Annotated in this window: 21 protein-coding genes, 1 tRNA gene and 3 pseudogenes; 11 read left to right on the forward strand and 14 right to left on the reverse strand. The window is 71.6% G+C overall.

All coding sequences use genetic code 11. The features are described 5' to 3' along the window. Positions 1-95: 95 nt before the first annotated feature. The gene (locus NEH16_RS14375) at positions 96-1085 is read left to right on the forward strand and encodes a zinc-binding dehydrogenase (protein WP_265542675.1); all 990 of its coding nucleotides are present in this window, start codon (positions 96-98) and stop codon (positions 1083-1085) included. Between the two features lie 42 nt (positions 1086-1127). Here the strand turns inward: NEH16_RS14375 and NEH16_RS14380 are convergent, their stop codons facing one another. Together NEH16_RS14380 and NEH16_RS14385 are read right to left on the reverse strand one after the other, a co-directional pair. After that, positions 1128-1604: a GNAT family N-acetyltransferase gene (locus NEH16_RS14380; RefSeq protein ID WP_265542677.1), complete on the reverse strand. Its 477-nt coding sequence runs from the start codon at positions 1602-1604 to the stop codon at positions 1128-1130. A gap of 31 nt (positions 1605-1635) precedes the next feature. Then, positions 1636-2613, reverse strand: a complete 978-nt coding sequence (locus NEH16_RS14385) for an aminoglycoside phosphotransferase family protein (protein WP_265542679.1) — start codon at positions 2611-2613, stop codon at positions 1636-1638. Between the two features lie 33 nt (positions 2614-2646). On the opposite strand from NEH16_RS14385, the gene NEH16_RS14390 reads away from it, so the two are divergent. Next, complete coding sequence (locus tag NEH16_RS14390) at positions 2647-3306, forward strand: rhomboid-like protein (RefSeq protein WP_265547191.1); 660 nt, start codon at positions 2647-2649, stop codon at positions 3304-3306. Between the two features lie 33 nt (positions 3307-3339). Here NEH16_RS14390 and NEH16_RS14395 read toward each other — a convergent pair. After that, a tRNA-Thr gene (locus NEH16_RS14395) sits at positions 3340-3416 on the reverse strand. Between the two features lie 180 nt (positions 3417-3596). Here NEH16_RS14395 and NEH16_RS14400 point away from each other — a divergent pair. From NEH16_RS14400 to NEH16_RS14410, 3 genes and pseudogenes are all read left to right on the forward strand, one after another. After that, positions 3597-4732: pseudogene (locus NEH16_RS14400) on the forward strand (ABC transporter ATP-binding protein). 207 nt (positions 4733-4939) lie between these two features. Continuing rightward, positions 4940-5371: a hypothetical protein gene (locus tag NEH16_RS14405; RefSeq protein WP_073964750.1), complete on the forward strand. Its 432-nt coding sequence runs from the start codon at positions 4940-4942 to the stop codon at positions 5369-5371. A 58-nt stretch (positions 5372-5429) separates the two neighbouring features. Continuing rightward, on the forward strand, positions 5430-6140 hold the full coding sequence (locus tag NEH16_RS14410) for a nucleotidyltransferase family protein (RefSeq protein ID WP_164638746.1): 711 nt from the start codon (positions 5430-5432) through the stop codon (positions 6138-6140). Positions 6141-6211: 71 nt separating this feature from the next. Here NEH16_RS14410 and NEH16_RS14415 read toward each other — a convergent pair. The 6 genes and pseudogenes from NEH16_RS14415 to NEH16_RS14440 form a co-directional block, all read right to left on the reverse strand. After that, positions 6212-7833 (reverse strand): annotated as a pseudogene (locus NEH16_RS14415) (DoxX family membrane protein). Positions 7834-8011: 178 nt separating this feature from the next. After that, entirely contained in the window at positions 8012-8968 is a 957-nt protein-coding gene (rlmB, locus tag NEH16_RS14420) for a 23S rRNA (guanosine(2251)-2'-O)-methyltransferase RlmB (protein WP_073964753.1), read from the reverse strand. Positions 8969-9048: 80 nt separating this feature from the next. Next, complete coding sequence (gene cysS / locus NEH16_RS14425) at positions 9049-10452, reverse strand: cysteine--tRNA ligase (protein WP_073964754.1); 1404 nt, start codon at positions 10450-10452, stop codon at positions 9049-9051. A 98-nt stretch (positions 10453-10550) separates the two neighbouring features. Further along, positions 10551-11069, reverse strand: a complete 519-nt coding sequence (gene ispF / locus NEH16_RS14430; RefSeq protein ID WP_265542682.1) for a 2-C-methyl-D-erythritol 2,4-cyclodiphosphate synthase — start codon at positions 11067-11069, stop codon at positions 10551-10553. Further along, positions 11059-11805, reverse strand: a complete 747-nt coding sequence (gene ispD, locus NEH16_RS14435) for a 2-C-methyl-D-erythritol 4-phosphate cytidylyltransferase (protein WP_265542684.1) — start codon at positions 11803-11805, stop codon at positions 11059-11061. Before ispD ends, ispF begins: the two co-directional genes overlap by 11 nt. Positions 11806-12172: 367 nt before the next feature. After that, a complete protein-coding gene (locus NEH16_RS14440; protein WP_006380568.1) occupies positions 12173-12655 on the reverse strand; it encodes a CarD family transcriptional regulator in 483 nt (160 codons plus the stop codon). A gap of 610 nt (positions 12656-13265) precedes the next feature. Between NEH16_RS14440 and NEH16_RS14445 the strand changes: the two genes are divergently transcribed. Then, positions 13266-13928, forward strand: a complete 663-nt coding sequence (locus NEH16_RS14445) for a DUF461 domain-containing protein (protein WP_073964758.1) — start codon at positions 13266-13268, stop codon at positions 13926-13928. 82 nt (positions 13929-14010) lie between these two features. On the opposite strand, the gene NEH16_RS14450 is transcribed toward NEH16_RS14445, so the two are convergent. After that, complete coding sequence (locus tag NEH16_RS14450; protein WP_018519642.1) at positions 14011-14691, reverse strand: response regulator transcription factor; 681 nt, start codon at positions 14689-14691, stop codon at positions 14011-14013. Further along, entirely contained in the window at positions 14688-15962 is a 1275-nt protein-coding gene (locus tag NEH16_RS14455) for a sensor histidine kinase (RefSeq protein ID WP_265542697.1), read from the reverse strand. Before NEH16_RS14455 ends, NEH16_RS14450 begins: the two co-directional genes overlap by 4 nt. A gap of 208 nt (positions 15963-16170) precedes the next feature. Here NEH16_RS14455 and phoU point away from each other — a divergent pair, with 208 nt between their 5' ends. Further along, positions 16171-16848, forward strand: coding sequence for a phosphate signaling complex protein PhoU (gene phoU, locus NEH16_RS14460; protein ID WP_073964760.1), 678 nt, complete (start codon positions 16171-16173; stop codon positions 16846-16848). 210 nt (positions 16849-17058) lie between these two features. Next, positions 17059-17208, forward strand: coding sequence for a hypothetical protein (locus tag NEH16_RS14465; RefSeq protein WP_199879031.1), 150 nt, complete (start codon positions 17059-17061; stop codon positions 17206-17208). A 26-nt stretch (positions 17209-17234) separates the two neighbouring features. Here the strand turns inward: NEH16_RS14465 and NEH16_RS14470 are convergent, their stop codons facing one another. After that, positions 17235-18539: an MDR family MFS transporter gene (locus NEH16_RS14470; RefSeq protein ID WP_265542703.1), complete on the reverse strand. Its 1305-nt coding sequence runs from the start codon at positions 18537-18539 to the stop codon at positions 17235-17237. 184 nt (positions 18540-18723) lie between these two features. On the opposite strand from NEH16_RS14470, the gene NEH16_RS14475 reads away from it, so the two are divergent. The 3 genes from NEH16_RS14475 to NEH16_RS14485 all read left to right on the forward strand — a co-directional run bounded on the left by NEH16_RS14475 (position 18724) and on the right by NEH16_RS14485 (position 20106). Continuing rightward, entirely contained in the window at positions 18724-19482 is a 759-nt protein-coding gene (locus NEH16_RS14475) for a phosphoglyceromutase (protein WP_265542705.1), read from the forward strand. 136 nt (positions 19483-19618) lie between these two features. Beyond that, positions 19619-19867 carry a hypothetical protein gene (locus NEH16_RS14480; RefSeq protein WP_073964763.1) on the forward strand — a complete coding sequence of 83 codons (249 nt, stop codon included), beginning with the start codon at positions 19619-19621 and terminating at the stop codon, positions 19865-19867. Next, on the forward strand, positions 19864-20106 hold the full coding sequence (locus tag NEH16_RS14485; protein WP_073964764.1) for a hypothetical protein: 243 nt from the start codon (positions 19864-19866) through the stop codon (positions 20104-20106). The genes NEH16_RS14480 and NEH16_RS14485 overlap by 4 nt, the downstream gene beginning before the upstream one ends. A gap of 7 nt (positions 20107-20113) precedes the next feature. Here NEH16_RS14485 and NEH16_RS14490 read toward each other — a convergent pair. Both NEH16_RS14490 and NEH16_RS14495 read right to left on the reverse strand, forming a co-directional pair. Then, a pseudogene (locus NEH16_RS14490) lies at positions 20114-20913 on the reverse strand (hypothetical protein). A 294-nt stretch (positions 20914-21207) separates the two neighbouring features. Then, the gene (locus tag NEH16_RS14495; protein WP_265542708.1) at positions 21208-21732 is read right to left on the reverse strand and encodes a YbjN domain-containing protein; all 525 of its coding nucleotides are present in this window, start codon (positions 21730-21732) and stop codon (positions 21208-21210) included. Positions 21733-21776 lie beyond the last annotated feature (44 nt).

The raw sequence follows: 21776 nt of genomic DNA on the forward strand, positions 1-21776 counted from the left end.
CGCCACTGACAACGCCCCGTCCGCGCTTGACCTCAACCGCGCTTGAGGCCAAAGGCTGGGGCCACCAGCACCCACACCACCCCGGGGGACCCGCCATGCACGCCGTACGCCTCCACGCCTTCGGCCCCGCCGAGAAACTCCGCCACGAGCGGACCGAGGACCCCGTTCCCGCACCCGGCCAGGTCCGCATCGCCGTCCGCGCCGCCGGCGTCCACCTCCTCGACACCGTGCTACGCCAAGGACTCCCCGGCCCCAACCCGGCCCCCGCCACGCTGCCCACCATCCCCGGGCGCGAGGTCGCCGGCACCGTCGACGCCCTCGGCGAAGGCACCGACCCCGCCTGGCTCGGCCGCGATGTCGTCGCCCACCTCGGCAACGTCCCCGGCGGCTACGCCGAACTCGCCGTCACCGACGCCGACCGGCTCCACCCCGTGCCCGAGGGACTGGGCCACGCGGAGGCCGTCGCCATGATCGGCACCGGCCGCACCACCCTCGGCATCCTCGCCGCCACCCCGCTCGGCCCGGACTCCGTCGCCCTCGTCACCGCGGCCGCCGGAGGCATCGGCACGCTGATCGTCCAGTACGCGAAGAAGGCCGGGGCCACCGTCATCGGCCTGGCCGGCGGACCCGCCAAGACCGCCCGCGTCCGGGACAACGGCGCCGACCTCGCCGTCGACTACACCCGCCCCGACTGGCCGCGCCACGTCCGCATTCACCTGGACGCCCTCGGCCGGCGCGCCACCGTCCTCTACGACTCCGTCGGCTCCACCACCGCCCGCGCCGCCTTCGGCCTCCTCGGCGAGGGCGGGCAGCACGTCGTCTACGGCTGGTCCGGCAACAACGGCCCGTTCACCCCGTCCGCCGGTGAACTCGCCGCCCGCTCCCTCACCTCCGAGAACGTCCTCGGGCCCGGCCTGCTGAAGCGGGGCGGCGGACTGCGTGCCCTGGAGGCCCGCGCCCTCGCCGAAGCCGCCGCCGGCCACCTGCGCCCGGCGATCCAGAGCTACCCGCTCGCCCGCGCCGCCGACGCCCACCGCGACCTGGAGACCCGGGGCACCGTCGGCAAGGTGGTCCTCATCCCCTGACGGCGGGCCCGGTCACGGCCCTGACGGCAAGCCCCGCCCGCCTCACGCCCCGCCCAGCTTCGCCAGCGCCCCGTCGGTCAGCCGGTACACCGTCCACTCGTCCTGCGGACGCGCGCCCAGCGACTCGTAGAACGCGATCGACGGGGCGTTCCAGTTCAGCACCGACCACTCCAGGCGCTCGTAACCCCGCTCCACACAGATCCGCGCCAACTCCCTCAGCAGCGCCTTCCCGTGCCCGCCGCCCCGACGGTCCGGGCGTACGTACAGGTCCTCCAGGTAGATGCCGTGCACCCCGCGCCACGTCGAGAAGTTCAGGAACCAGATCGCGAAGCCGACGACCTCGCCGTCCTCGTCCGACTCCGCGATGTGCGCGAACGCGGCCGGGTGCTCGCCGAACAGCGCCTCCCGCAACTGCTCCTCCGTCGCACGCACCTCGTGCAACGCCTTCTCGTAATCGGCCAGCTCACGCACCATGGCGTGGATGACGGGGACATCGGCGGGGGTAGCGGTACGAATCATGCGTTCAGCGTAAACATCGCCCCGGCGACAACTACCCCCGGCCCATTGATCGGACAGACCCCCGCACCACCCGCGCGATCTCCGCCTGCTCCGGCGCCAGCCGCCGCGCCCCGCTCTCCACCGACCAGCACGCGTTCTGGAGCACCCGCCCCAGCGTCCACGCCGCCGCCCGCGCGCGGTCCAGCTCCAGCACCCCGGTCATCGCGTCGAACCGCTTCCCCACCGCGCCCGCCTCGAAACGGTTCACCAGCGCGGGCAGCAGCTCGAACCCCGGGTCCCCCACCAACGGCTTCGGGTCGATGGCCACCCAGGCCCCGCCCTCCCCCGCCAGCACGTTCCCGAAGTGCAGGTCCCAGTGCAGCAGCCGGTCCCCCGGCTCCCCCGCCACCTCACGCACCGCCGCCGCACAGTCCCGTACGAGCCCCCGCTCCTCCTCGTCCACCAGCGCCGCCACGACGTCCGGCGCGGCGGCCAGCATCCGCGCGACGGCCTCCCCGAGCCCCCGCAGCCCAGCCCCAGCCCCGGCCCCGGCCCCGCCCCCGGCCCCCGCCGCATCCATCCCCATCCGCGCCCCCGACCCCGGCCGCACCGCCGTCAGCCCCGCCAGCAGCCCCGCGATCACCCGGACCGCCCGGTCCGCGTCCGGCTCGCCCTCCAGCGAACGGCGTCCGTCCAGCCGTTCCAGGAGCATCGACCCGGTCGCCGGATCGTGCGCCAGCAACCGCACCGCCCCGGCCCCCGCCGCACCCCACAGCCGCAGCGCGACCGGCTCCCCCGCCGTCTCCGCGTCCACCGGCTGGAGCTTCAGCACCGCCCGCCGCCCGTCCCCCGCCCGCACCACCGGCAGGACCAGCGCGCACACCCCGTACATCGCCTCGCCGTCCCGGCGCAGCCCCCACCGCTCCAGGAACTCCGCCGCCAGCCCCGGCAGCGCGGCCACGAACGCCCGGCCCGCCTCCCCGTTGTATGCGGACTGAGTAGCGATGAGCGCATCCGGAATGTCGATCACGCCCCCGATCGTAGGAGCGTGCGTCAATCGGGCATGCCCTCCGGCCACCCAGCCCCGCCCGCCCGGCCCCGCACCGCCCCCGCCGGGCGACTGCTCCGCGCCCTCGGCTCCTGGATCCGCAGCGCCCCCGGCACGTACCTCTGGCTGACCGCCCTCTTCGTCACCACGGTGATCGTCCACCAGATGTCACCGGCCTTCGAGGAGGAGTTCCTCCGCCAGCGCTCCACCAACATCCACGAGCTGTCCCGCAACCCCGTCCGCGTCCTCATCACCAGCGCCTTCTGGATCGACAGCGGACAGTGGCTGCCCTACGCCGTCCTCTACACGGTCTTCCACGCCCCCGCCGAACGCCGCCTCGGCACCCTGCGCTGGCTCGCCGTCGCCGCGACCGCGCACGTCCTCGCCACCCTCGTCAGCGAGTCCGTCCTGGCCTGGGCCATCAGCCACGGCCACGCCCCGGCCGCCGCCGCCAACACCCTCGACGTGGGCGTCAGCTACGCCCTCGCCGGCGTGGTCGCGGTCCTCACCTACTACGTCCCCCGCCCCTGGCGCCCGGCCTACCTCTTCGCGGTCCTGGTGATCTACACGGTCCCCCTGATCACCAACCCGACCTTCACGGACATCGGCCACCTGACAGCGGCACTGATCGGATTGGGCTGCTACCCGCTGACGCGACGCGGAACAGAGGCATGAAAAAAGCCAGGCCGGGGAAGACCGGCCTGGCGGTGGAGCCCCCTGTCGGATTCGAACCGACGACCTACGCATTACAAGTGCGTTGCTCTGGCCAGCTGAGCTAAGGAGGCGTGCCGGAGCAGTCTAACCAACCCGGCCCCCGGCACCGTGCCGAAATTTCACAGCCGGTGAACTACTGACAGATTCGAAACCTCCAGGTAGCGTCCTTGCAGGTTCACTCGTTTGGACCAGACCACTCCCTTACAACGGATCGTCCGGCACGTTCCTGCCGGTGGAGGAGAAGAATCAGCATGGCCAGTGTCACGTTCGACAAGGCGTCCCGCGTCTACCCCGGCTCCACGAAGCCCGCGGTCGACCAGCTCGAGATCGACATCGCGGACGGTGAGTTCCTCGTCCTCGTCGGTCCCTCCGGTTGTGGCAAGTCCACCTCGCTCCGCATGCTCGCGGGTCTTGAGGACGTCAACGGCGGTGCGATCCGCATCGGCGACCGCGACGTCACGCACCTGCCCCGAAGGACCGGGACATCGCCATGGTGTTCCAGAACTACGCCCTGTACCCGCACATGACCGTCGCGGACAACATGGGCTTCGCGCTCAAGATCGCCGGTGTGAACAAGACCGACATCCGGGCGAAGGTCGAAGAGGCCGCCAAGATGCTGGACCTCACCGACTACCTGGACCGCAAGCCGAAGGCGCTCTCCGGTGGTCAGCGCCAGCGTGTCGCGATGGGCCGCGCGATCGTGCGTGAGCCGCAGGTCTTCCTCATGGACGAGCCGCTGTCGAACCTCGACGCCAAGCTCCGTGTCTCCACCCGTACGCAGATCGCCTCGCTCCAGCGCCGCCTGGGCATCACGACCGTGTACGTCACCCACGACCAGGTCGAGGCCCTCACCATGGGCGACCGCGTCGCGGTCCTCAAGGACGGCCTCCTCCAGCAGGTCGACTCGCCGCGCAACATGTACGACCGCCCGGCGAACCTCTTCGTGGCCGGCTTCATCGGCTCCCCCGCGATGAACCTGGTCGAGGTCCCGATCACCGACGGCGGCGTGAAGTTCGGCAACAGCGTCGTCCCGGTCTCCCGCGAGGCGCTGACCGCCGCCGCGAACCGCGGCGACACCACCGTCACGGTCGGCATCCGCCCCGAGCACTTCGACATCGTCGAGCACGGCGGCGCCGCCGCGAAGACCCTCACCAAGGACTCCTCGGACGCCCCGGCCGGCCTGGCCGTCTCGGTCAACGTGGTCGAGGAGCTCGGCGCCGACGGCTTCGTCTACGGTGCCGCCGAGGTCGGTGGCGAGCACAAGGACCTGGTCGTCCGCGTCGGCGGCCGCGCCGTCCCGGAGAAGGGCACCAAGCTGCACGTCGTGCCCCGCCCGGACGAGCTGCACGTCTTCGCCACGTCGACCGGTGAGCGCCTCACCGACTGACGTCGCACACGCTGTACGGTGGCCCCGCACGATCTCCGTGCGGGGCCACCGCGTTGTGCGGGGTTTGAAACGGCGGAGGCGAATTCCCCGGCACAACGGTCATTTCGCTCCGGTTCGTCAACACGCGATTCGAAAAGCACACTCGAACCGTCCCCCGCGAGAGTGACGTAATGTCGCCACGCCATCACCGGCCGCTACGCTCGCTGCGTGACCCACACCGTGCGCCGTATCGGCCGAACTCTCGCTTTCGTACTGCCCGTCGTCATGGTGCTGTCCGGGACCCTCGCGGTCACCGCCGTGCCGTGGGCAGCCAGCAACTCCGACTCGCAGCTCCTCGCCGCGTCGGCCCGCACCGTCTCCGACGCCAAGGGTGCCGACGCCGCCGTGAAGCCGCGCGCCCCGCAGGACGTCCTGCGCGACCGGCTCCTCCAGGAGCTCCGCGCCAAGGACCCGGGCGTCGCGCTGACGGACCTCCAGCGCGCCGTCGAGGGACGCCCGTCGCTCGCCAAGCACTGCATGTCCATCGCGAAGACCCTGGGCAAGGCCGCCGTCGACAAGTACGGCCCGACGCGCGCGCACCGCTTCTCGCGCCCCGTCTGCGACACCTCGTTCGCCTCCGGCGTCGCCCAGTTCAGCTGACCGGCGCGACAACCGACGCGACACTCCCCGCTGCCGGGCACGGCCTATCGTGCCTGGCATGCATACGTTTCCGACGCAGGCCGTGATCCTGGCGGGTGGCCAGGGGTCACGGCTGCGCCCGTACACCGATGACCGCCCCAAGCCGATGGTCGAGATCCCGGGTACCGGGACGCCGATCATCGGCCATCAGCTTTCCTGGCTGGCCGCCGAAGGCGTGACCGACGCCGTGGTGTCGTGCGGGCATCTGGCCGAAGTGCTCCAGGAGTGGCTGGCCGACGCGGTGCTGCCGCTGCGCGTGACGACGGTCGTGGAGTCCGAGCCGCTGGGACGCGGCGGCGGCCTGAAGTACGCGGCGGCGCGGCTGCCCGCGCCGGACGAGCCGTGGTACGCGACCAACGGGGACATCTGGACGCGGTTCTCGCTGCGCGAGATGGCGGCGTTCCACGCGGAGCGCGACGCGACCGCGACCCTGGCGCTGGCCCGGCCCCGGATTCCCTGGGGCGCGGTCGAGACGGACGCGTTCGGGCACATCACCGACTTCATCGAGGCCCCGCCGTCGCCGTACCTGATCAACGCGGGGGTGTACGTGTTCTCCCCCGCGTTCACGGGACTGCTGCCGGACCGGGGCGACCACGAGCGGACGACGTTCCCCCGGCTGGCCCGCGAACGCCGGCTCGCCGGTTATCCGCTGCCGCACGGGGCGTACTGGCGGGCGATCGACACCGCGAAGGACCTGACGGAGGCCGCCAAGGAGCTGGACGGGCGGTAGGGCGTACGGAAAGGGGCGGGCCCGGAGGTTTTCCCTCCGGGCCCGCCCCTTTCCTGTGCGGGTACCCGCCGTCAGCCGAGGAGGCCGCCGATCGGGTTGCGGCCGCCACCGCTGCCGCCGTCGCCGCTGCCGCCCGAGGAGGCGCCGGGGTCGGGCTCGGAGCCGCCGGTGCTGGAGCCGCCGCCGGTGCCGGTGGTCCCGGAGGAGCTGGGGCCGGAGCTGGTGGCGGGGGGCTGCTGGGGGTGGTCTGCTGCGGCGGCTGCTGGCCGGTGCCCTGGGTCTGGCTGGGCTGTCCGGTGCTCGCGCCCGCCGCCTGGCCCGTCTCCCGGACGCCGTCCGAGGACGGGGTGGAGGCGTCGGCGGACGGCGTGTGCGGTGCGGTGCTGTGCGAGGGCGTGGGCTGGTGGCCGGTGGGGCTCTTGGACGCCTTGCCCTTGCGGGACTTGTCGGGGAGGGGCGAACCGGGCAGCTGGTTGGTCGGGACGCCGTGCGGGCCCGGGACGGTGACGACCTCCGTGGAGCGGACGGCGCCGCCGAGAACGGAGCCGATCAGCAGCGTGAGGCCGACGACGACGCTGGCGACGACCGCGCCCCGGCGCAGCACGCGGCGGCGCAGGTCCCAGATCTCCGAGCGGGGGCCGAGCTTGCGCCAGGCTTCCCCGGCGAGCCGCCCGTCGATGGAGTAGACGGGGGCGCCCGCGATGATCAGGGGGCTCCAGGCGGCGAGGTAGATGATGTCCGGCGCGTCGTAGGCGGCGACGGTGCGCCAGCTGACGGTGACCAGGAGGGCCGCGGACAGCAGGGCGCCGACGGTGGCGGCGACGCGCTGCCAGAGCCCGAGGACGGTGAGGACACCGACGACGACCTGGAGGAAGGCGATCGAGAGCCCGGCACCGACCGGGTGCGAGAGGGCGAACTCGCGCAGCGGCTCGGCCAGCGCCCACGGGTGCAGCGAGTTGAGCCACTTGACCATCGAGCCGCGCTCGCCGCCGTCGAAGTAGACGGGGTCGCAGAGCTTGCCCATGCCGGCGTAGATGGAGATGAAGCCGAGGAAGACCCGCATCGGCAGGAGCACGACGCCGAGGTTCATCCGGCGGCCCGGGTAGTACGCGTGGCGGACATCGTCGGGGGCGCCCTGGCGCCGGCCGCGGGCCTCCTCGTCGGTGAGGTCGACGGCGGGCTCGTCGTCGTACGGGCCCCGCTCGTCGTAGCCGTCCGGGTCGTACGGGCCGGGGTCGACGGGGTCGTAGGCGCCGACCGCCCGGCGCATGGGGGGCAGCAGGGGACCGCCGGAGCGGGGTGCGCCGATGACGGGGTTGGGCTGGGTCTCTTCGAGCTGGGACTCGTCGAGGCGCGGGATGACCTGGGTGCCGGCACCGCCGCGTCCCTGGTCGAACTCGTAGGAGGCGTACGGGTCGTAGGGGTCGTACGCGGTATCGGGGCGGCCGGCGGTGGAGTTGCGTACGGCCTGGAGGAGCCCGGTGGCGCCGGGGTCGCCGGGGGCGGACTTGCCGCTCCAGACGACGGGGGCGCGCCGGCCGCGTCCGGCTCCGGGGGCGCTCATGGCGGGGATCCTGGGCGCGCCGGCGGGGGTCACACCGCGCAGCCGTGCGCGCTGGCCGGGGGCGAGCTGCACCCGGAAGCTGGCGTGGTTGACGATGACCTGCGCAGGGTCGCAGTCCACCTTGGTCATGCTCAGGGCGGGTAGTTCGTCGAACCGAGGCGTTCTGGTGTCCACACTCATCTAACCGAGTGATGTGTGATTAGGACACTGCCTTGACCGTGCCGAAGGTGTCCGAGACCCGTCAACAGGTGGTGGGGGGTCGCGTGGGGGCGCGCACACAGTGCGTACGCGCCCCCACGCGGTCCGATCAGGCGCGGCGGCGCGCGACCTCGTACATGACGATGCCGGCGGCGACACCGGCGTTGAGCGACTCGGCGCCGCCCGGCATGTTGATGCGGACGCGGTAGTCGCAGGTCTCGCCGACGAGGCGGCCGAGGCCCTTGCCCTCGCTGCCGATGACGACGACGACGGGACCGCCGAGCGCTTCGAGGTCCTCGACGGTGTGCTCCCCGTCGGCGGCGAGGCCGACGACCGCGATGCCCTCCTTCTTGAAGGCTTCGAGGGCCCGGGTCAGGTTGGTGACCTTGGAGACCGGGGTACGGGCGGCGGTGCCGGCCGAGGACTTCCAGGCCCCCGCGGTCATACCGGCCGCGCGGCGCTCCGGGACGACGACGCCGTGACCGCCGAAGGCGGAGACGGAGCGGACGATCGCGCCGAGGTTGCGCGGGTCGGTGACGCCGTCGAGGGCGACGATCAGCGGGTCCTCGCCGTTGTCGTACGCGGCTTCGAGGAGGTCCTGCGGGTCGGCGTACTCGTAGGGCGGGACCTGGAGGACGAGGCCCTGGTGGTTGAGCCCGCCCGTCATGCGGTCGAGCTCGGGGCGCGGCGCCTCCATGAGGTTGATGTTGCCGCGCTCACCGGCGAGCTGGAGGGCGTCGCGGACGCGCTCGTCGTTGTCGATGTACTGCTGGACGTAGAGCGTGGTGGCGGGGACGCCGTCGCGCAGGGCCTCGTACACCGGGTTGCGGCCGACGACCATCTCCGAGGTGCCCTTGACGCCGCCGCGCCGGGGGGCCGGGCGGCGGTTGGCGGCCTGCTTGGCCTTGGCGGTCGCGATGCGGTTCTTCTTGTGCTTCTTGCGCTGCTCGGCGGGCGGGGTGGGGCCCTTGCCTTCGAGGCCCCGGCGTCGCTGGCCACCGCTGCCGACCGTGGCGCCCTTCTTGTTGGACGTGCGGCGGTTCCTGCGCTGGCTGTTCCCGGCCATGACCTACCTGTTTCGTTGCTTCGGTCGTGCGTACGTATAAGTGCAGTGTGCCGCCCGGCGGACCGGGCGGCATGTGGTGGCTACTGGCGCGGGCCGAGTGTCCACCGGGGACCGGACGGGCTGTCCTCGATGACGAGTCCGGACTGGTTGAGCTGGTCGCGGATGGCGTCGGCGGCGGCCCAGTCCTTGCGGGCGCGGGCGGATTGCCGCTGGTCGAGGACGAGGCGGACGAGCGTGTCCACGACGCCGTGGAGGTCGTCGCCGCGGTCGCTCTCGCCGGCCCAGTGGTCGTCGAGCGGGTCGAGGCCGAGGACGCCGAGCATGGCGCGGACCTCGGCGAGGCGCGCGACGGCGGCTTCCTTGTCGTCGGCGGCGAGGGCCGAGTTGCCCTGGCGGACCGTGGTGTGGACGATCGCGAGCGCCTGGGGCACGCCGAGGTCGTCGTCCATGGCTTCGGCGAAGGCCGGCGGCACCTCGGCGGCGGGCGCGACGGTCTCGCCGGCCTTCTCGGTGACGCGCTGGATGAAGCCCTCGATCCGGGCGAACGCGGACTCGGCCTCGCGCAGGGCCTCCTCGCTGTACTCGATCATGGACCGGTAGTGCGGGGTGCCCAGGTAGTAGCGCAGGACGATGGGGCGCCAGGTCTTGACCATCTCGCTGACGAGCACGGAGTTGCCCAGCGACTTCGACATCTTCTCGCCGGACATGGTGACCCAGCCGTTGTGCACCCAGTAGCCCGCGAAGTCGTCGCCGAACGCCTTGGCCTGGGCGATCTCGTTCTCGTGGTGCGGGAAGATCAGGTCGATGCCGCCGCCGTGGATGTCGAAGGCGGTGCCGAGGTACTTGTGCGCCATGGCGGAGCACTCCAGGTGCCAGCCGGGACGGCCGCGGCCCCAGGGCGTCTCCCAGCTGGGCTCGCCGGGCTTCGACGCCTTCCACATGGCGAAGTCGCGCTGGTCGCGCTTGCCGGTCTCGCCCTCGCCGGAGGGCTGGCGCAGATCGTCCAGGTCCTGGTTGGACAGCTCCAGATAGCCGGGGAACGAGCGCACGTCGAAGTAGACGTTGCCGTCGGCGGCGTACGCGTGGCCGCGCTCGATGAGGCCCCGCATCATCTCGATCATCTCCGGGACGTGCCCGGTCGCGCGCGGCTCGTAGGTGGGCGGCAGGCAGCCGAGCGCGTCGTAGCCCGCGTTGAACGCCCGCTCGTTCTCGTAACCGATGGACCACCAGGGGCGGCCCTGCTCGGCGGACTTGGCGATGATCTTGTCGTCGATGTCCGTGACGTTCCGGACGAACGTCACGTCGTAGCCGCGGTGGGCGAACCAGCGGCGCATGATGTCGAAGTTCAGTCCGGACCTGATGTGCCCGATGTGCGGGGCGGCCTGGACGGTAGCGCCACAGAGGTAGATCGAGACACAGCCCGCTGTGAGCGGGACGAAGTCACGGATCTGCCGGGCGCTGGTGTCGTACAGGCGAATAGTCACCCCTCAAGGGTAGTGGGCCCGCACCAGTGCCCCGCGCCCCTGTGGATATTGCGGGCGCAGTTGTTACGGGGGCCGGTGCGGGCCTGCCCGCGCGGGGGTCAGCCGGTGCGGTAGACGAGGGCGGTCGCGAGGCCCGCGATGCCCTCGCCGCGCCCGGTGAAACCGAGCCCGTCGGAGGTGGCGGCGGACAGCGAGACGGGGGCGCCGACGGCGTCGGACAGCACCCGCTGCGCCTCCTCGCGTCGCTTGCCGATCTTCGGTCGTACGCCGACGACCTGCACGGCCACGTTGCCGATCTCGAACCCGGCCGCGCGGACGATGCGGGCGGCCTCGGTGAGCAGCGTGACCCCGGCGGCGCCGGACCATTCGGGGCGCCCCGTGCCGAAGTGCTGCCCGAGGTCACCGAGACCGGCGGCGGAGAAGAGCGCGTTGCACGCGGCGTGGGCGACGACGTCCGCGTCGGAGTGGCCGGCCAGGCCGGGGCCCTCGCCGTCCCAGCGCAGCCCGGCGCACCACAGCTCGCGGCCCTCTTCGAAGGCGTGGATGTCGGTGCCGATGCCGACGAGCGGGATCACCGGCGCGGGGGCCCGGTCGGGCCCGGGGGTCTCAGAAGCCATCGTTGGCCCTCCTGCGTGCGAGAACCGCCTCGGCCAGGACCAGGTCCAGGGGGCGGGTGACCTTGAACGCCTCTTCGTGTCCGGGGACGACGACGACGGGCGCGCCGAGCTGTTCGACCATGCCGGCGTCGTCGGTCGCGCCCTCCCCGCTGACGGCGACCTGCTCATGGGCGCGGAGCAGGGTGGCGCGATCGAAGCCCTGCGGGGTCTGTACGGCCCTGAGCCGGGCGCGGGCCGGGGTGGAGAGCACCGGCTCGGGCGCGCCGGGGGCCCCGGGCTCGACCTCCTTGACGGTGTCGGCGAGCGGCAGGGCGGGAACGACGGCGGGGGCGCCGTCGCGTACGGCCTCGACGACCGTGTCGACGGTGTCCACCGGGACGAGGGGCCGGGCCGCGTCGTGCACCAGGACGGCGGAGATGGTGTCGGGGAGCGCGTCGAGGCCGCGCCGCACGGATTCCTGGCGGGTGTCGGCACCGGGCACCACGAGGAAGTCGGTGCGCTCCGGCAGGGCGTACTCGTCCAGGAGGCTGCGGACCTCGGCGACGCCCTCGGGGGGTGCGACGACGACGACCAGGGAGACGTGCCGGGAGGCCGCCATGGCGCGGACGGCGTGGACGAGCATGGGCGTCCCGCCGAGCGCGCGGAGCGCCTTGGGGGCGCCGGGGCCGAGCCGTACGCCTCGGCCGGCCGCAGGGATCACGGCGGCCGTGCGGTAAGGACGCGGTTGTTCAGACATCGGTTGCACTCCGAGGCTTCGGCATGTTTGTGTCCACGGCCGACGTGGGTATGGCCACAAGCGAGCCGGGGCGCTGCGCCACAGCTCGACCGGGACCCTTTCCGTGACCCCGGGCGAGCCGGGACACGCCGCGGCCGTTCGGGGTCGGTCTCGTACGCCGGGTTCGGCAAGATCGCGAGCAACGTACCAAGGACGTGTACCGGGGATCGTCGGCAGGTGGCCGGAATTCGCCGTTGGATTGCGGTCCGGTGTGTCCAAACATGCCGCAGCGCCCGACGACACAGCGTGAATACGGCTGGTCAGCGGGCACCGCGGCACATTATCTACGGCCGGTGCGATCCGGTCGTCATGACCGGCGCCATCCGGTTCAGGATGCGAGGACCTCGTCGAGGAGAGCCTCGGCCTTGTCCTCGTTGGTGTTCTCCGCGAGGGCGAGCTCGCTCACCAGGATCTGGCGCGCCTTGGCGAGCATGCGCTTCTCACCTGCGGAAAGTCCGCGCTCACGCTCACGACGCCACAGGTCGCGAACGACTTCGGCGACCTTGATGACATCGCCGGACGCGAGCTTCTCGAGATTTGCCTTGTAGCGCCGGGACCAGTTCGTCGGTTCCTCGGCATACGGTGCGCGCAGCACCTCGAAGACGCGGTCCAGCCCTTCCTGCCCGACTACGTCGCGCACACCCACGAACTCCGCATTGTCCGCCGGCACACGCACCGTCAAGTCGCCCTGAGCGACCTTGAGCACCAAGTAGGTCTTGTCCACGCCTTTGATCTGGCGAGTTTCGATAGCCTCGATCAGCGCGGCCCCGTGATGGGGATAGACCACGGTGTCGCCAACCTTGAACGTCATGTGACAGGTACCCCTTCCGTGGCTATCAAGCGTAACACGAGAATCGCTACTCCTGAATGGCGTTTTCGCAGGTCAGGGCATATCTCGGGGCTTGACAAGAGAGACACGGACGTGCTGCGGAGGGCCCCCGGAAGACGGTATTCGCAGGTCGGAGCGGCTGTCCGGCGACGGAGAAACGCGGACGTTACACGCACTCCGGTCGGCTCCGCAGGGGTCGAACGTCCCGTTTTGTCGGGTTCCGCTTGCTGAACTTTCCGTAGTCCGTTCGGTGATGGATCACTCGTTCGGACGTAAGTGCCGATGGCCAATGAAATTGATCAACGTACGACCCCGGCGGGGATTATGCGCAATGAATGCGCCACCGTCCGTGAACAGCCGGGAAGCCCGGGGCGAACGTGTGGCCGGAATTTGATCAAGCGCGTTATGTGAAGAGACAGCGAATGTCCGTACGTGTCCGGGCCCCGCGATCACGGGCCCGTCAGGGGCGGGTCGGGTGCGAGGCGGCGAGAAGGGCTCGGTAACCTGACGGCTGACAGACCCTTAGGGCGGCTTTACCCCAGGCGCCCGACCCGTCCGTACCCGTCCGCTCGTTCAAGGAGTTGCCGCCGCCGTGAGCCGCAGCCTTCGACACGGCGCCCTCGCCGCCACTGCCATCGCGTTCTCGATCACCGCGCTCACCGCATGCGGCGCGGGCAACAACGCGCAGACGCTCGGGGTGCGGCCGGACAACGCCTCCACCCGGTCCGGCTCCATCAAGATCCAGAACGCCAACGTCATCACGCAGCCCGAGCGCGAGGCCAAGGGCCCGGCGGTCGTCACCGCCACGCTGTTCAACAACGGCTCCAAGCCGGAGACCCTGGACTCCATCACCCTGAAGGGCGGCAGCGGCACCGTGCAGCTGCACCCCGCCAAGGGCTCGGGTCCGGTCGTCGTCCCGGCCGGCGGCCGGGTGATCCTGGGCGGCCAGGGCAACGCCTCCGCCGTGATCGAGAACGGCGACGAGGCCACGGAGAACGGCAACGTGCAGCCGCTGGTCTTCAAGTTCAGCCGCTCCGGCGACATCTCGCTGGGCGCCTCCGTCGTCCCGGCGACGCACTACTTCAAGGGCTTCGGCCCGAGCGCGCTGCCCGAGCCCTCGGAGACGCCGGACGCCTCGCCGTCCGGTTCCCCCTCGGGCTCCCCGAGCGGCTCCGCGTCGCCGGACGCGTCCGGGAGCCCGTCCGGCGAGGCGTCGGCCTCGTCCTCGGCCTCCGAGTCCGGCCAGCCCGGCTGAGCCGCACCCCGCACCGCACATGGCCGAGGCGCCTTCCCCGCCGGGGGGAGGCGCCTCGGCCATGTCATGCGTACGGGCCGGCCTACGGCTCGAACTTGTACCCGAGGCCCCGCACCGTCACCAGGAACCTGGGCGCGCCCGGGTCCGGCTCGATCTTGGCGCGCAGCCGCTTCACATGGACGTCGAGCGTCTTGGTGTCGCCCACGTAGTCCGCGCCCCAGACCCGGTCGATGAGCTGCATCCGCGTCAGCACCCGGCCCGCGTTGCGCAGCAGCATCTCCAGCAGGTCGAACTCCTTCAGCGGCAGGTCGACCTTGCCGCCGGAGACCGTGACGACGTGCCGGTCGACGTCCATGCGGACCGGTCCGGCCTCCAGGGCGGCGGGGGCGACCTCCTCGGGCTCGCCGCGCCGGCGCAGCACGGCACGGATGCGGGCGACGAGCTCGCGGGAGGAGAAGGGCTTGGTGACGTAGTCGTCGGCCCCTATCTCCAGGCCGACGACCTTGTCGATCTCGCTGTCCTTGGCGGTCACCATGATCACGGGCACGTTGGAGCGGCTGCGCAGCTGGCGGCAGACCTCGGTGCCGGGGAGTCCGGGCAGCATCAGGTCGAGCAGCACGAGGTCGGCGCCGTTGCGCTCGAACTCGTCCAGGCCGTCGGGTCCGGTGGCCGCGATGGCGACCTCGAAGCCTTCCTTGCGGAGCATGTAGGACAGGACGTCGCTGAAGGATTCCTCATCCTCGACGACAAGCACTCGGGTCACGGAAGGGCCTCCGGGGAAGGGAACGAATCGAAGGAGTCGGGGACGGCGTCCGGGTGGGACGCCTCGTCGCCGTTGACGATGAGCGGGCCGCCGGGCGCGCGGTCCCGGCCGCGTGCGGAGCCCGCTTCGGGCAGCCGCAGGGTGAAGGTGGAGCCCTGTCCCTCCGAGCTCCACACGGTGACCTCCCCGCCGTGCGAGGCGGCCACGTGTTTGACGATGGCCAGGCCGAGGCCCGTACCACCGGTGGCGCGTGAGCGGGCCGGGTCGACGCGGTAGAAGCGTTCGAAGACCCGTTCCCGGTCCTTCTCGGAGATGCCGATGCCCTGGTCGGTCACGGCGATCTCGATCTCGTCCCCGCCGGGCACGACCACGCGGCGGGCGGCGATGCCGACGCGGGTGCGGGCGGGACTGTAGTTGACGGCGTTCTCGACCAGATTGCCGAGGGCCGCGGCGAGCTGGCCGCGGTTCCCCCATATCCGCAGGTCGGCGGTGCCGCCGGCGGCCATGGTGATCTGCTTGGAGCCGGCCTGCTGGCGGCAGCGGTCGATGGCCTCGGCGACCAGCTCGTCCACGCGCACCGGCTCGGCGTCCTCCAGCGGGTCGTCGTTCTGCACCCGGGAGAGGTCGATCAGCTCCTGGACGAGGTTGGTGAGCCGGGTCGCCTCGATCTGCATGCGGCGGGCGAAGTGCTCGACGGCCTCCTGGTCGTTGGAGGCGTCGAGCACGGCCTCCGAGAGCAGGGAGAGGGCCCCGGTCGGGGTCTTGAGCTCATGGCTGACGTTGGCGACGAAGTCGCGCCGGACCGCCTCGATGCGGCGGGCCTCCGTGAGGTCCTCCACGAGCAGCAGCACCAGGCGGGACCCCAGCGGGGCGACCCGCGCGGAGACCGCCAGGGCCTCGCCCCGGCCGGTACCCCGGCGCGGGAGGTCCAGCTCGACCTGGCGTATCTCGCCGTCGCGGCGGGTGTCCCGCGCCATGTTGAGCATCGGCTCGACGGCGAGGCGGCCGCCCCGGACGAGCCCCAGCGCGTACGCGGCGGAGCTGGCCTTGACGACGCTGTCGCTCTCGTCGAGCACCACCGCGGAGGAGGAGAGCACGGACAGGACCGTGTCGACGCCCGGGGGCAGGGGTGCGCCGCTGTCGGGCCGCAGGGAGGTGCGCGTCGGCTTCTTCTGGTCGCGCTCGCTCCAGCGGAACGCCAGCATGGCGATCACGCCGGTACCGACACCGGCGATCGCGGCAGCTGCGGCGACCGCCGCGTTCACGTCCATGTGTCCAGGTTATGCGGCACCTCGGACACTCTCCCAGCCGTCCGGGGGCCTCCTCGGCCACTCGTCGCCCAGAGTTCACCGAGGGGCAAGGGCCGGTTCACTTGGCCGGTCGGAATCCGACGCGTACGCCCGTCACGGTGGCGGCGTGGGGTTCGGAGCCGGTCGTCGGCGGGCCCCGGCCTCGGTCAAGGACTGGAGAGGGACACCCATGCGTGACGCGTACCACGAGGAACTCGACTCGATCGGCGAGGGCCTGGTCGAGATGGCCCGGCTCGTCGGCTCGGCGATAGGCCGGGCGACGACGGCGATGCTCGACGCCGATCTGAAGCTGGCGGAGTCGGTGATCGCCGCCGACCAGAAGGTGGACGACCTCCAGCACGAGCTGGAGGCGCGGGCCATCGCGCTCCTGGCCCGCCAGCAGCCGGTGGCGACGGATCTGCGGATCGTGGTGACGTCGCTGCGGATGAGCGCGGACCTGGAGCGCTCGGGCGACCTCGCCCAGCACGTCGCCAAGCTGGCCCGGCTGCGCTTCCCGCAGTCCGCGGTCCCGCACGACCTGCACGCCACCATCCTGGAGATGGGCCAGCTCGCGCAGCGCCTGATGGCGAAGGCGGCCGAGGTCATCGTCACCAAGGACGTCGACCTCGCCCTCCAGCTGGAGCAGGACGACGACGAGATGGACCTGCTGCACCGCGCGCTGTTCCAGCACCTGATGGACGACCGCTGGAAGCACGGCATCGAGACGGCCGTCGACGTGACGCTGCTCGGCCGCTACTACGAGCGGTTCGCGGACCACGCGGTGTCGGTGGCGAAGCGGGTGGTCTACCTGGTGACGGGTGAGCACGCGGACGAGATTCAGCAGCCCGGTCCGGTCGAGGGCGCTTAGGACGGCTCCGGCGCGGGAAGGGCGGGGCGCTCGGCGGCCGGGCGCACGCCCGCGCGCACGGCTCGCACACACGTTCCTGCGCGTGTGCGCCGTTGATGCGCCCGTCCGGGTGGGCATGCAATGGGCTGGGGCGGCACGACCTGTCCGTACGCCCCGGTCGCGGGTCCCTCCGTGGACGTGCGGCCCTGTCGTACGCCTTGAGGAGGAACCATGGCCGACTCCCCCATGACCGAACCGGAGCCGGATGCCCCCGCCGAGGTGGTGCCGCTGACCGTCCTCGGCGCCTGCGGCTGCGGATCGGGCTGCGGATGCGGCTGCCAGTCCGGGGCGCCGTGCCAGTGCGGGGGCTGCTCCGGCTGACGCCCCCGACCGCCGGGCCGTACGGGTTACGAGGGCGACGCCTCCGCCTTCGTGACCCGTGCCCCGGCCGGGCGCGCCGGTGCGGCGGTCTCCGCCACCGCGGTCTCCGCCTTCGGCAGGCCGCGCATGAGCAGCCAGTAGCCGGCGGAGGCCACCGTGCCCAGGAGGGCGGTGGTCGCCCACAGCCAGCCGGCGCCGAAGTGGTCGATGACCACACCGGACATCAGCGGGGCGATGAGCGCGGCGGCCGACCAGGACAGGGTGTACATCCCCTGGTAGCGGCCCCTGCCGTGGGCCGGGGACAGCTGGACCACCAGGCCGTTCTGCACGGGCGCGTTGATGATCTCGGCGACCGTCCACACGCTGATGGTCAGCGCGTACACCCCGACGGAACCGGCGAACGCGGTCAGCCCGAACCCGTACCCCGCGAGCAGCGAGGAGGCGACGAGCAGCCGGCGCGGGTCGCGGCTCGCGATGAACCGGGTGACGGGGATCTGGAGCACGACGATCAGGACGCCGTTGACGGCGATCGCGGTACCGAAGTCGGAGCTGCTGAGCCCGTCCGCGCCCATGGCCACCGGCAGGCCCACGTAACCCTGCTGGAAGATCAGCGCGATCACGAACGACAGGCCGACGACGCCCATGAACCGTCCGTCGCGCAGCACGGTGGAGAGCCGTACGCCGTCGTCGGCGGGAGCCCCGCCGGGCACGGCCGGTGCGGAGCGCTCCGGGCGGGACTCCGGCACCTTCAGGAAGACGACGATGGCGCAGACGAGGGTCAGCGCGGCCTCGCCGAGGAAGCCCGCGCGGTAGCTGTACTCGGCGACGAACCCGGCGCCGGCGGAGGAGACCGCGAAGCCGAGGTTGATGGCCCAGTAGTTGAGGGAGAAGGCCCGCACCCGGTCCTTCGCGGGGACGATGTCCGCGATCATCGCCTGGACCGCCGGGCGGGAGGCGTTGCTCGCCATGCCGACGAGGAAGGCGACCCCGGCGATGGCCACCGGATGCGTCATGAAGCCGAGCACGGCGACCGCGGCGGCGGTGGAGAGCTGGGCGGCGAGCATGGTGGGCCGCCGCCCGATGCGGTCGGTCAGCACCCCGGCCCCGAGCGAGGAGACGACCCCGCCGAGCCCGTGGAGGGCGGCGACGAGACCGGCGTACGAGGCGGAGTAGCCGCGGTCCAGGGTCAGATACAGGGCCATGAAGGTGGCGACGAACCCGCCCAGGCGGTTGACCAGGGTGCTGGTCCACAGCCACCAGAACTCCCTGGGGAGCCCGGAGACGGTTTCCCGGGTGGCACGGGTGGCCCGTCCGAGACCGGTGGCAGACATACGGTTCCCCCAGGGACGTACGACGGATGGCGCCGGGGGAAGTAAGTGGTCCACCGACGGTCCGAACATTACGAATTCATGCGGTCCGACTGCCACCCGATTGACGCGCACCGTCAAACGACGGCGCTGTCCGCTCTGTGACCGGTCGCGCGCGGCTCGGACGGGTTCGATTACGCTCGGACTCATGGCCGACGCACCGTACAAGCTGATCCTCCTCCGCCACGGCGAGAGCGAGTGGAACGCGAAGAACCTGTTCACCGGATGGGTGGACGTCAACCTCACCGAGAAGGGCGAGAAGGAGGCGGTCCGCGGCGGTGAGCTGCTGAAGGACGCCGGCCTGCTCCCCGACGTGCTGCACACCTCCCTCCAGAAGCGCGCCATCCGCACCGCCCAGCTCGCGCTGGAGGCCGCGGACCGCCACTGGATCCCCGTCCACCGCTCCTGGCGTCTGAACGAGCGCCACTACGGCGCGCTCCAGGGCAAGGACAAGGCGCAGACGCTCGCCGAGTTCGGCGAGGAGCAGTTCATGCTCTGGCGCCGCTCGTACGACACCCCGCCGCCCGCCCTCGAGGACGGCACCGAGTTCTCCCAGAGCGACGACGCGCGCTACGCGACGATCCCGCCGGAGCTGCGCCCGCGCACGGAGTGCCTGAAGGACGTCGTCACGCGCATGCTGCCGTACTGGTACGACGGCATCGTCCCGGACCTCCTGACCGGCCGCACGGTCCTGGTCGCCGCCCACGGCAACAGCCTCCGCGCCCTGGTCAAGCACCTCGACGGCATCTCCGACGCCGACATCGCGGGCCTGAACATCCCCACGGGCATCCCGCTCACCTACGAACTCGACGCGGAGTTCCGCCCCTTGAACCCGGGCGGCACGTACCTCGACGCGGACGCCGCGAAGGCGGCCATCGAGGCCGTGAAGAACCAGGGCAAGAAGTAGCACCTGCCCCACGGAGGCCCCCGCCCTGCACGGTCAGGCGGGGGCTTCTTCGTACCCCGGAACTCGATGCGGAAGTGACGCGCGTCACCCCGGCCCGTACCCTGTGCCCCATGCGGGGAAGAGCGGGAGGGCGGTTATGGGTGAGCCTTTGAAGACCTTTGTCGGGGGTGCCGAGGTCGAGGTGCCCAACAGCATTCCGGCGATCCGCGACGCGTTGCCGGAGGGGCGGCGGGCGGAGTTCGAGCGGGCCATCAACGAGGCCGGGGTGCATGAGATCCAGGCCGTGATGCGGCACTGGATGCTGGAGGCCGTGCCCGATCCGGAGGCCGAGCGGATTCTCGACCGGCTGGCGCGGGACGAGGCCGAGAGGCGGAGCGTCGCTTGAGCTTCCGGATCTCCTACGCGCCGCCCGCCGACGACACCCTTGCCAAGATGACGGACGGTGAAACATTCCGGGACGAGATGGCGGCGACCCTGGGGCGTGAGCCCTATGGGCACGGGTCGACCGCCGTCAAGGGGGAGCACGATCGCCGGGAGGCGACGGTCGCCGGGGCGATCGTGCTCTATTACGTCTCCGGTTCGGTCCTCACCGTCACCGTCGTACGGCTCGTTCCGCTTCCTTGACGGAAGGTCAGGCGAGCTTCTTCGCCTGGGCGTCGATCACCGCGGTCGGCAGGTCGAAGTCCTCGCCGGAGCCCGCGGCCGCGAGGTTCATCGAGCTGAGCGTGGCGAGCGTCGCGCCCTGACGCAGCGCGGTGAGCTTGAGCGAGTTCTTCTCGCCGTCCGACTCCACCGACACCGTCCAGGCCGCCGCCTCGTCGCCGCCCTTGACCTGCTCCTCCGCGATCTTGGCGACCTTCTGCTCGGCCCCGCCGACGGTGAGCGTGAAGCCGCCCGCGCACTCCGTCGCGGCGGTGCGCAGCGCGGCGAGCGTCTCCTCGGCGCCCTTGCCGTCGTACGACGCGAGCGTGGTCATCGTGGTCGTGATGTCGAAGGCGGCCTTGAACGCCTCCTCCGGGTCCGCGATGTCCTTGTCCGCGCCCTTCTTCGGCACGCTGGCCACCTTGCGCTGCGTGCTGGCGACGGGCGTACCGGCCTTGGCGCCCATCAGCGCGTCACCGAAGACGTCGCAGGACTCCTTGTCCGCCGTCACGTCCTTGGCGTCGACCAGGTCGGCCGGACCGGCCTTGGTGATCTTGTGGTCCTTGACGTCGCCCTGCGCCAGCGAGACCTGCTCCAGCTCGGCGGCGGACAGCGCCTTCGCGGGGCCTCCGCGCCCTTGTCGGCGCCCTTCTCCGACGGCTGGGCCGAGGAGCCGGCCGCCTTGCCGCCGTCCTTGTCGTCACCGTCCGAACCGCAGGCGGCGGTGAACAGCGCCAGGGACATCACGGTGGCGGCAACGGCGGTACGGCGTATGACAGTGGGTCGCATGGCCCGTCCTTCTGCTCAAAGTGTTCCGCCCGCACGCGAGCAGCCCCGCCGGGTTCGGCGCGGCTGAGATGGGGGTGCGTGGGGGTGAGCCAACTCTATGAGCCCGCTGTGGTTTGGCAATCCTTTACCTTGGGCATCGCACATGATCGTGACGACGTCGTGATCACTTCGCGCACCGACGGGGAGCGGATGTTCTGGGGCGACCCGGCCGCCGACTTCGTGTCGCTCCGCTGGGTGACGAGGACACGCTTGACGAGATCGAGTCCGCGACGCGCGTACGGGGGTGACGCGAGGTCAGTCCGCCGGGCGCTGGGTGAGGTGCGCGAAGGCGTCGAGATTGCGCGTGGACTCGCCGCGCGAGACCCGCCAGGCGTACTCCTTGCGGATCGCGGTCGCGAAGCCGATCTCCAGCAGGGAGTTGAAGGCGCCGTCCGCCGCCTCCAGCACGGAGCCGAGCAGCCGGTCCACCTCCTCGGGCGTCACGACGGACAGCGGCAGCTTGCCGGTGAGGTAGATGTCCCCGAGCTGGTCGATCGCGTAGCTCACGGCGAACAGGCGCAGGTTCCGTTCCAGCAGCCAGCGGTGGACCGCCGCGTCGTTCTCGTCGGGGTGCCGGATGACGAAGGCGTTGAGCGAGAGGCTGTGCGCGCCGACGATCAGTGAGCAGGTGGTCGCCAGCTTGCGGGTGCCGGGGAGCTGGACGACGTAGCTGCCGGGTGCGGGGCTCTCCCAGTCGAGCCCGGCGTCGGCGAAGCTCGCTTCGAGGACCTGGGCGGCCCGGGTGACCTCGTTCTTCGCCGGTACGGGTGCGTCAGCCATGTTTCGAGCGTACGTCAGGCGGTAAGGACGCGCGGTCGGGGGCG

It is taken from the genome of Streptomyces drozdowiczii (assembly GCF_026167665.1).
Taxonomy (GTDB): domain Bacteria; phylum Actinomycetota; class Actinomycetes; order Streptomycetales; family Streptomycetaceae; genus Streptomyces; species Streptomyces drozdowiczii_A.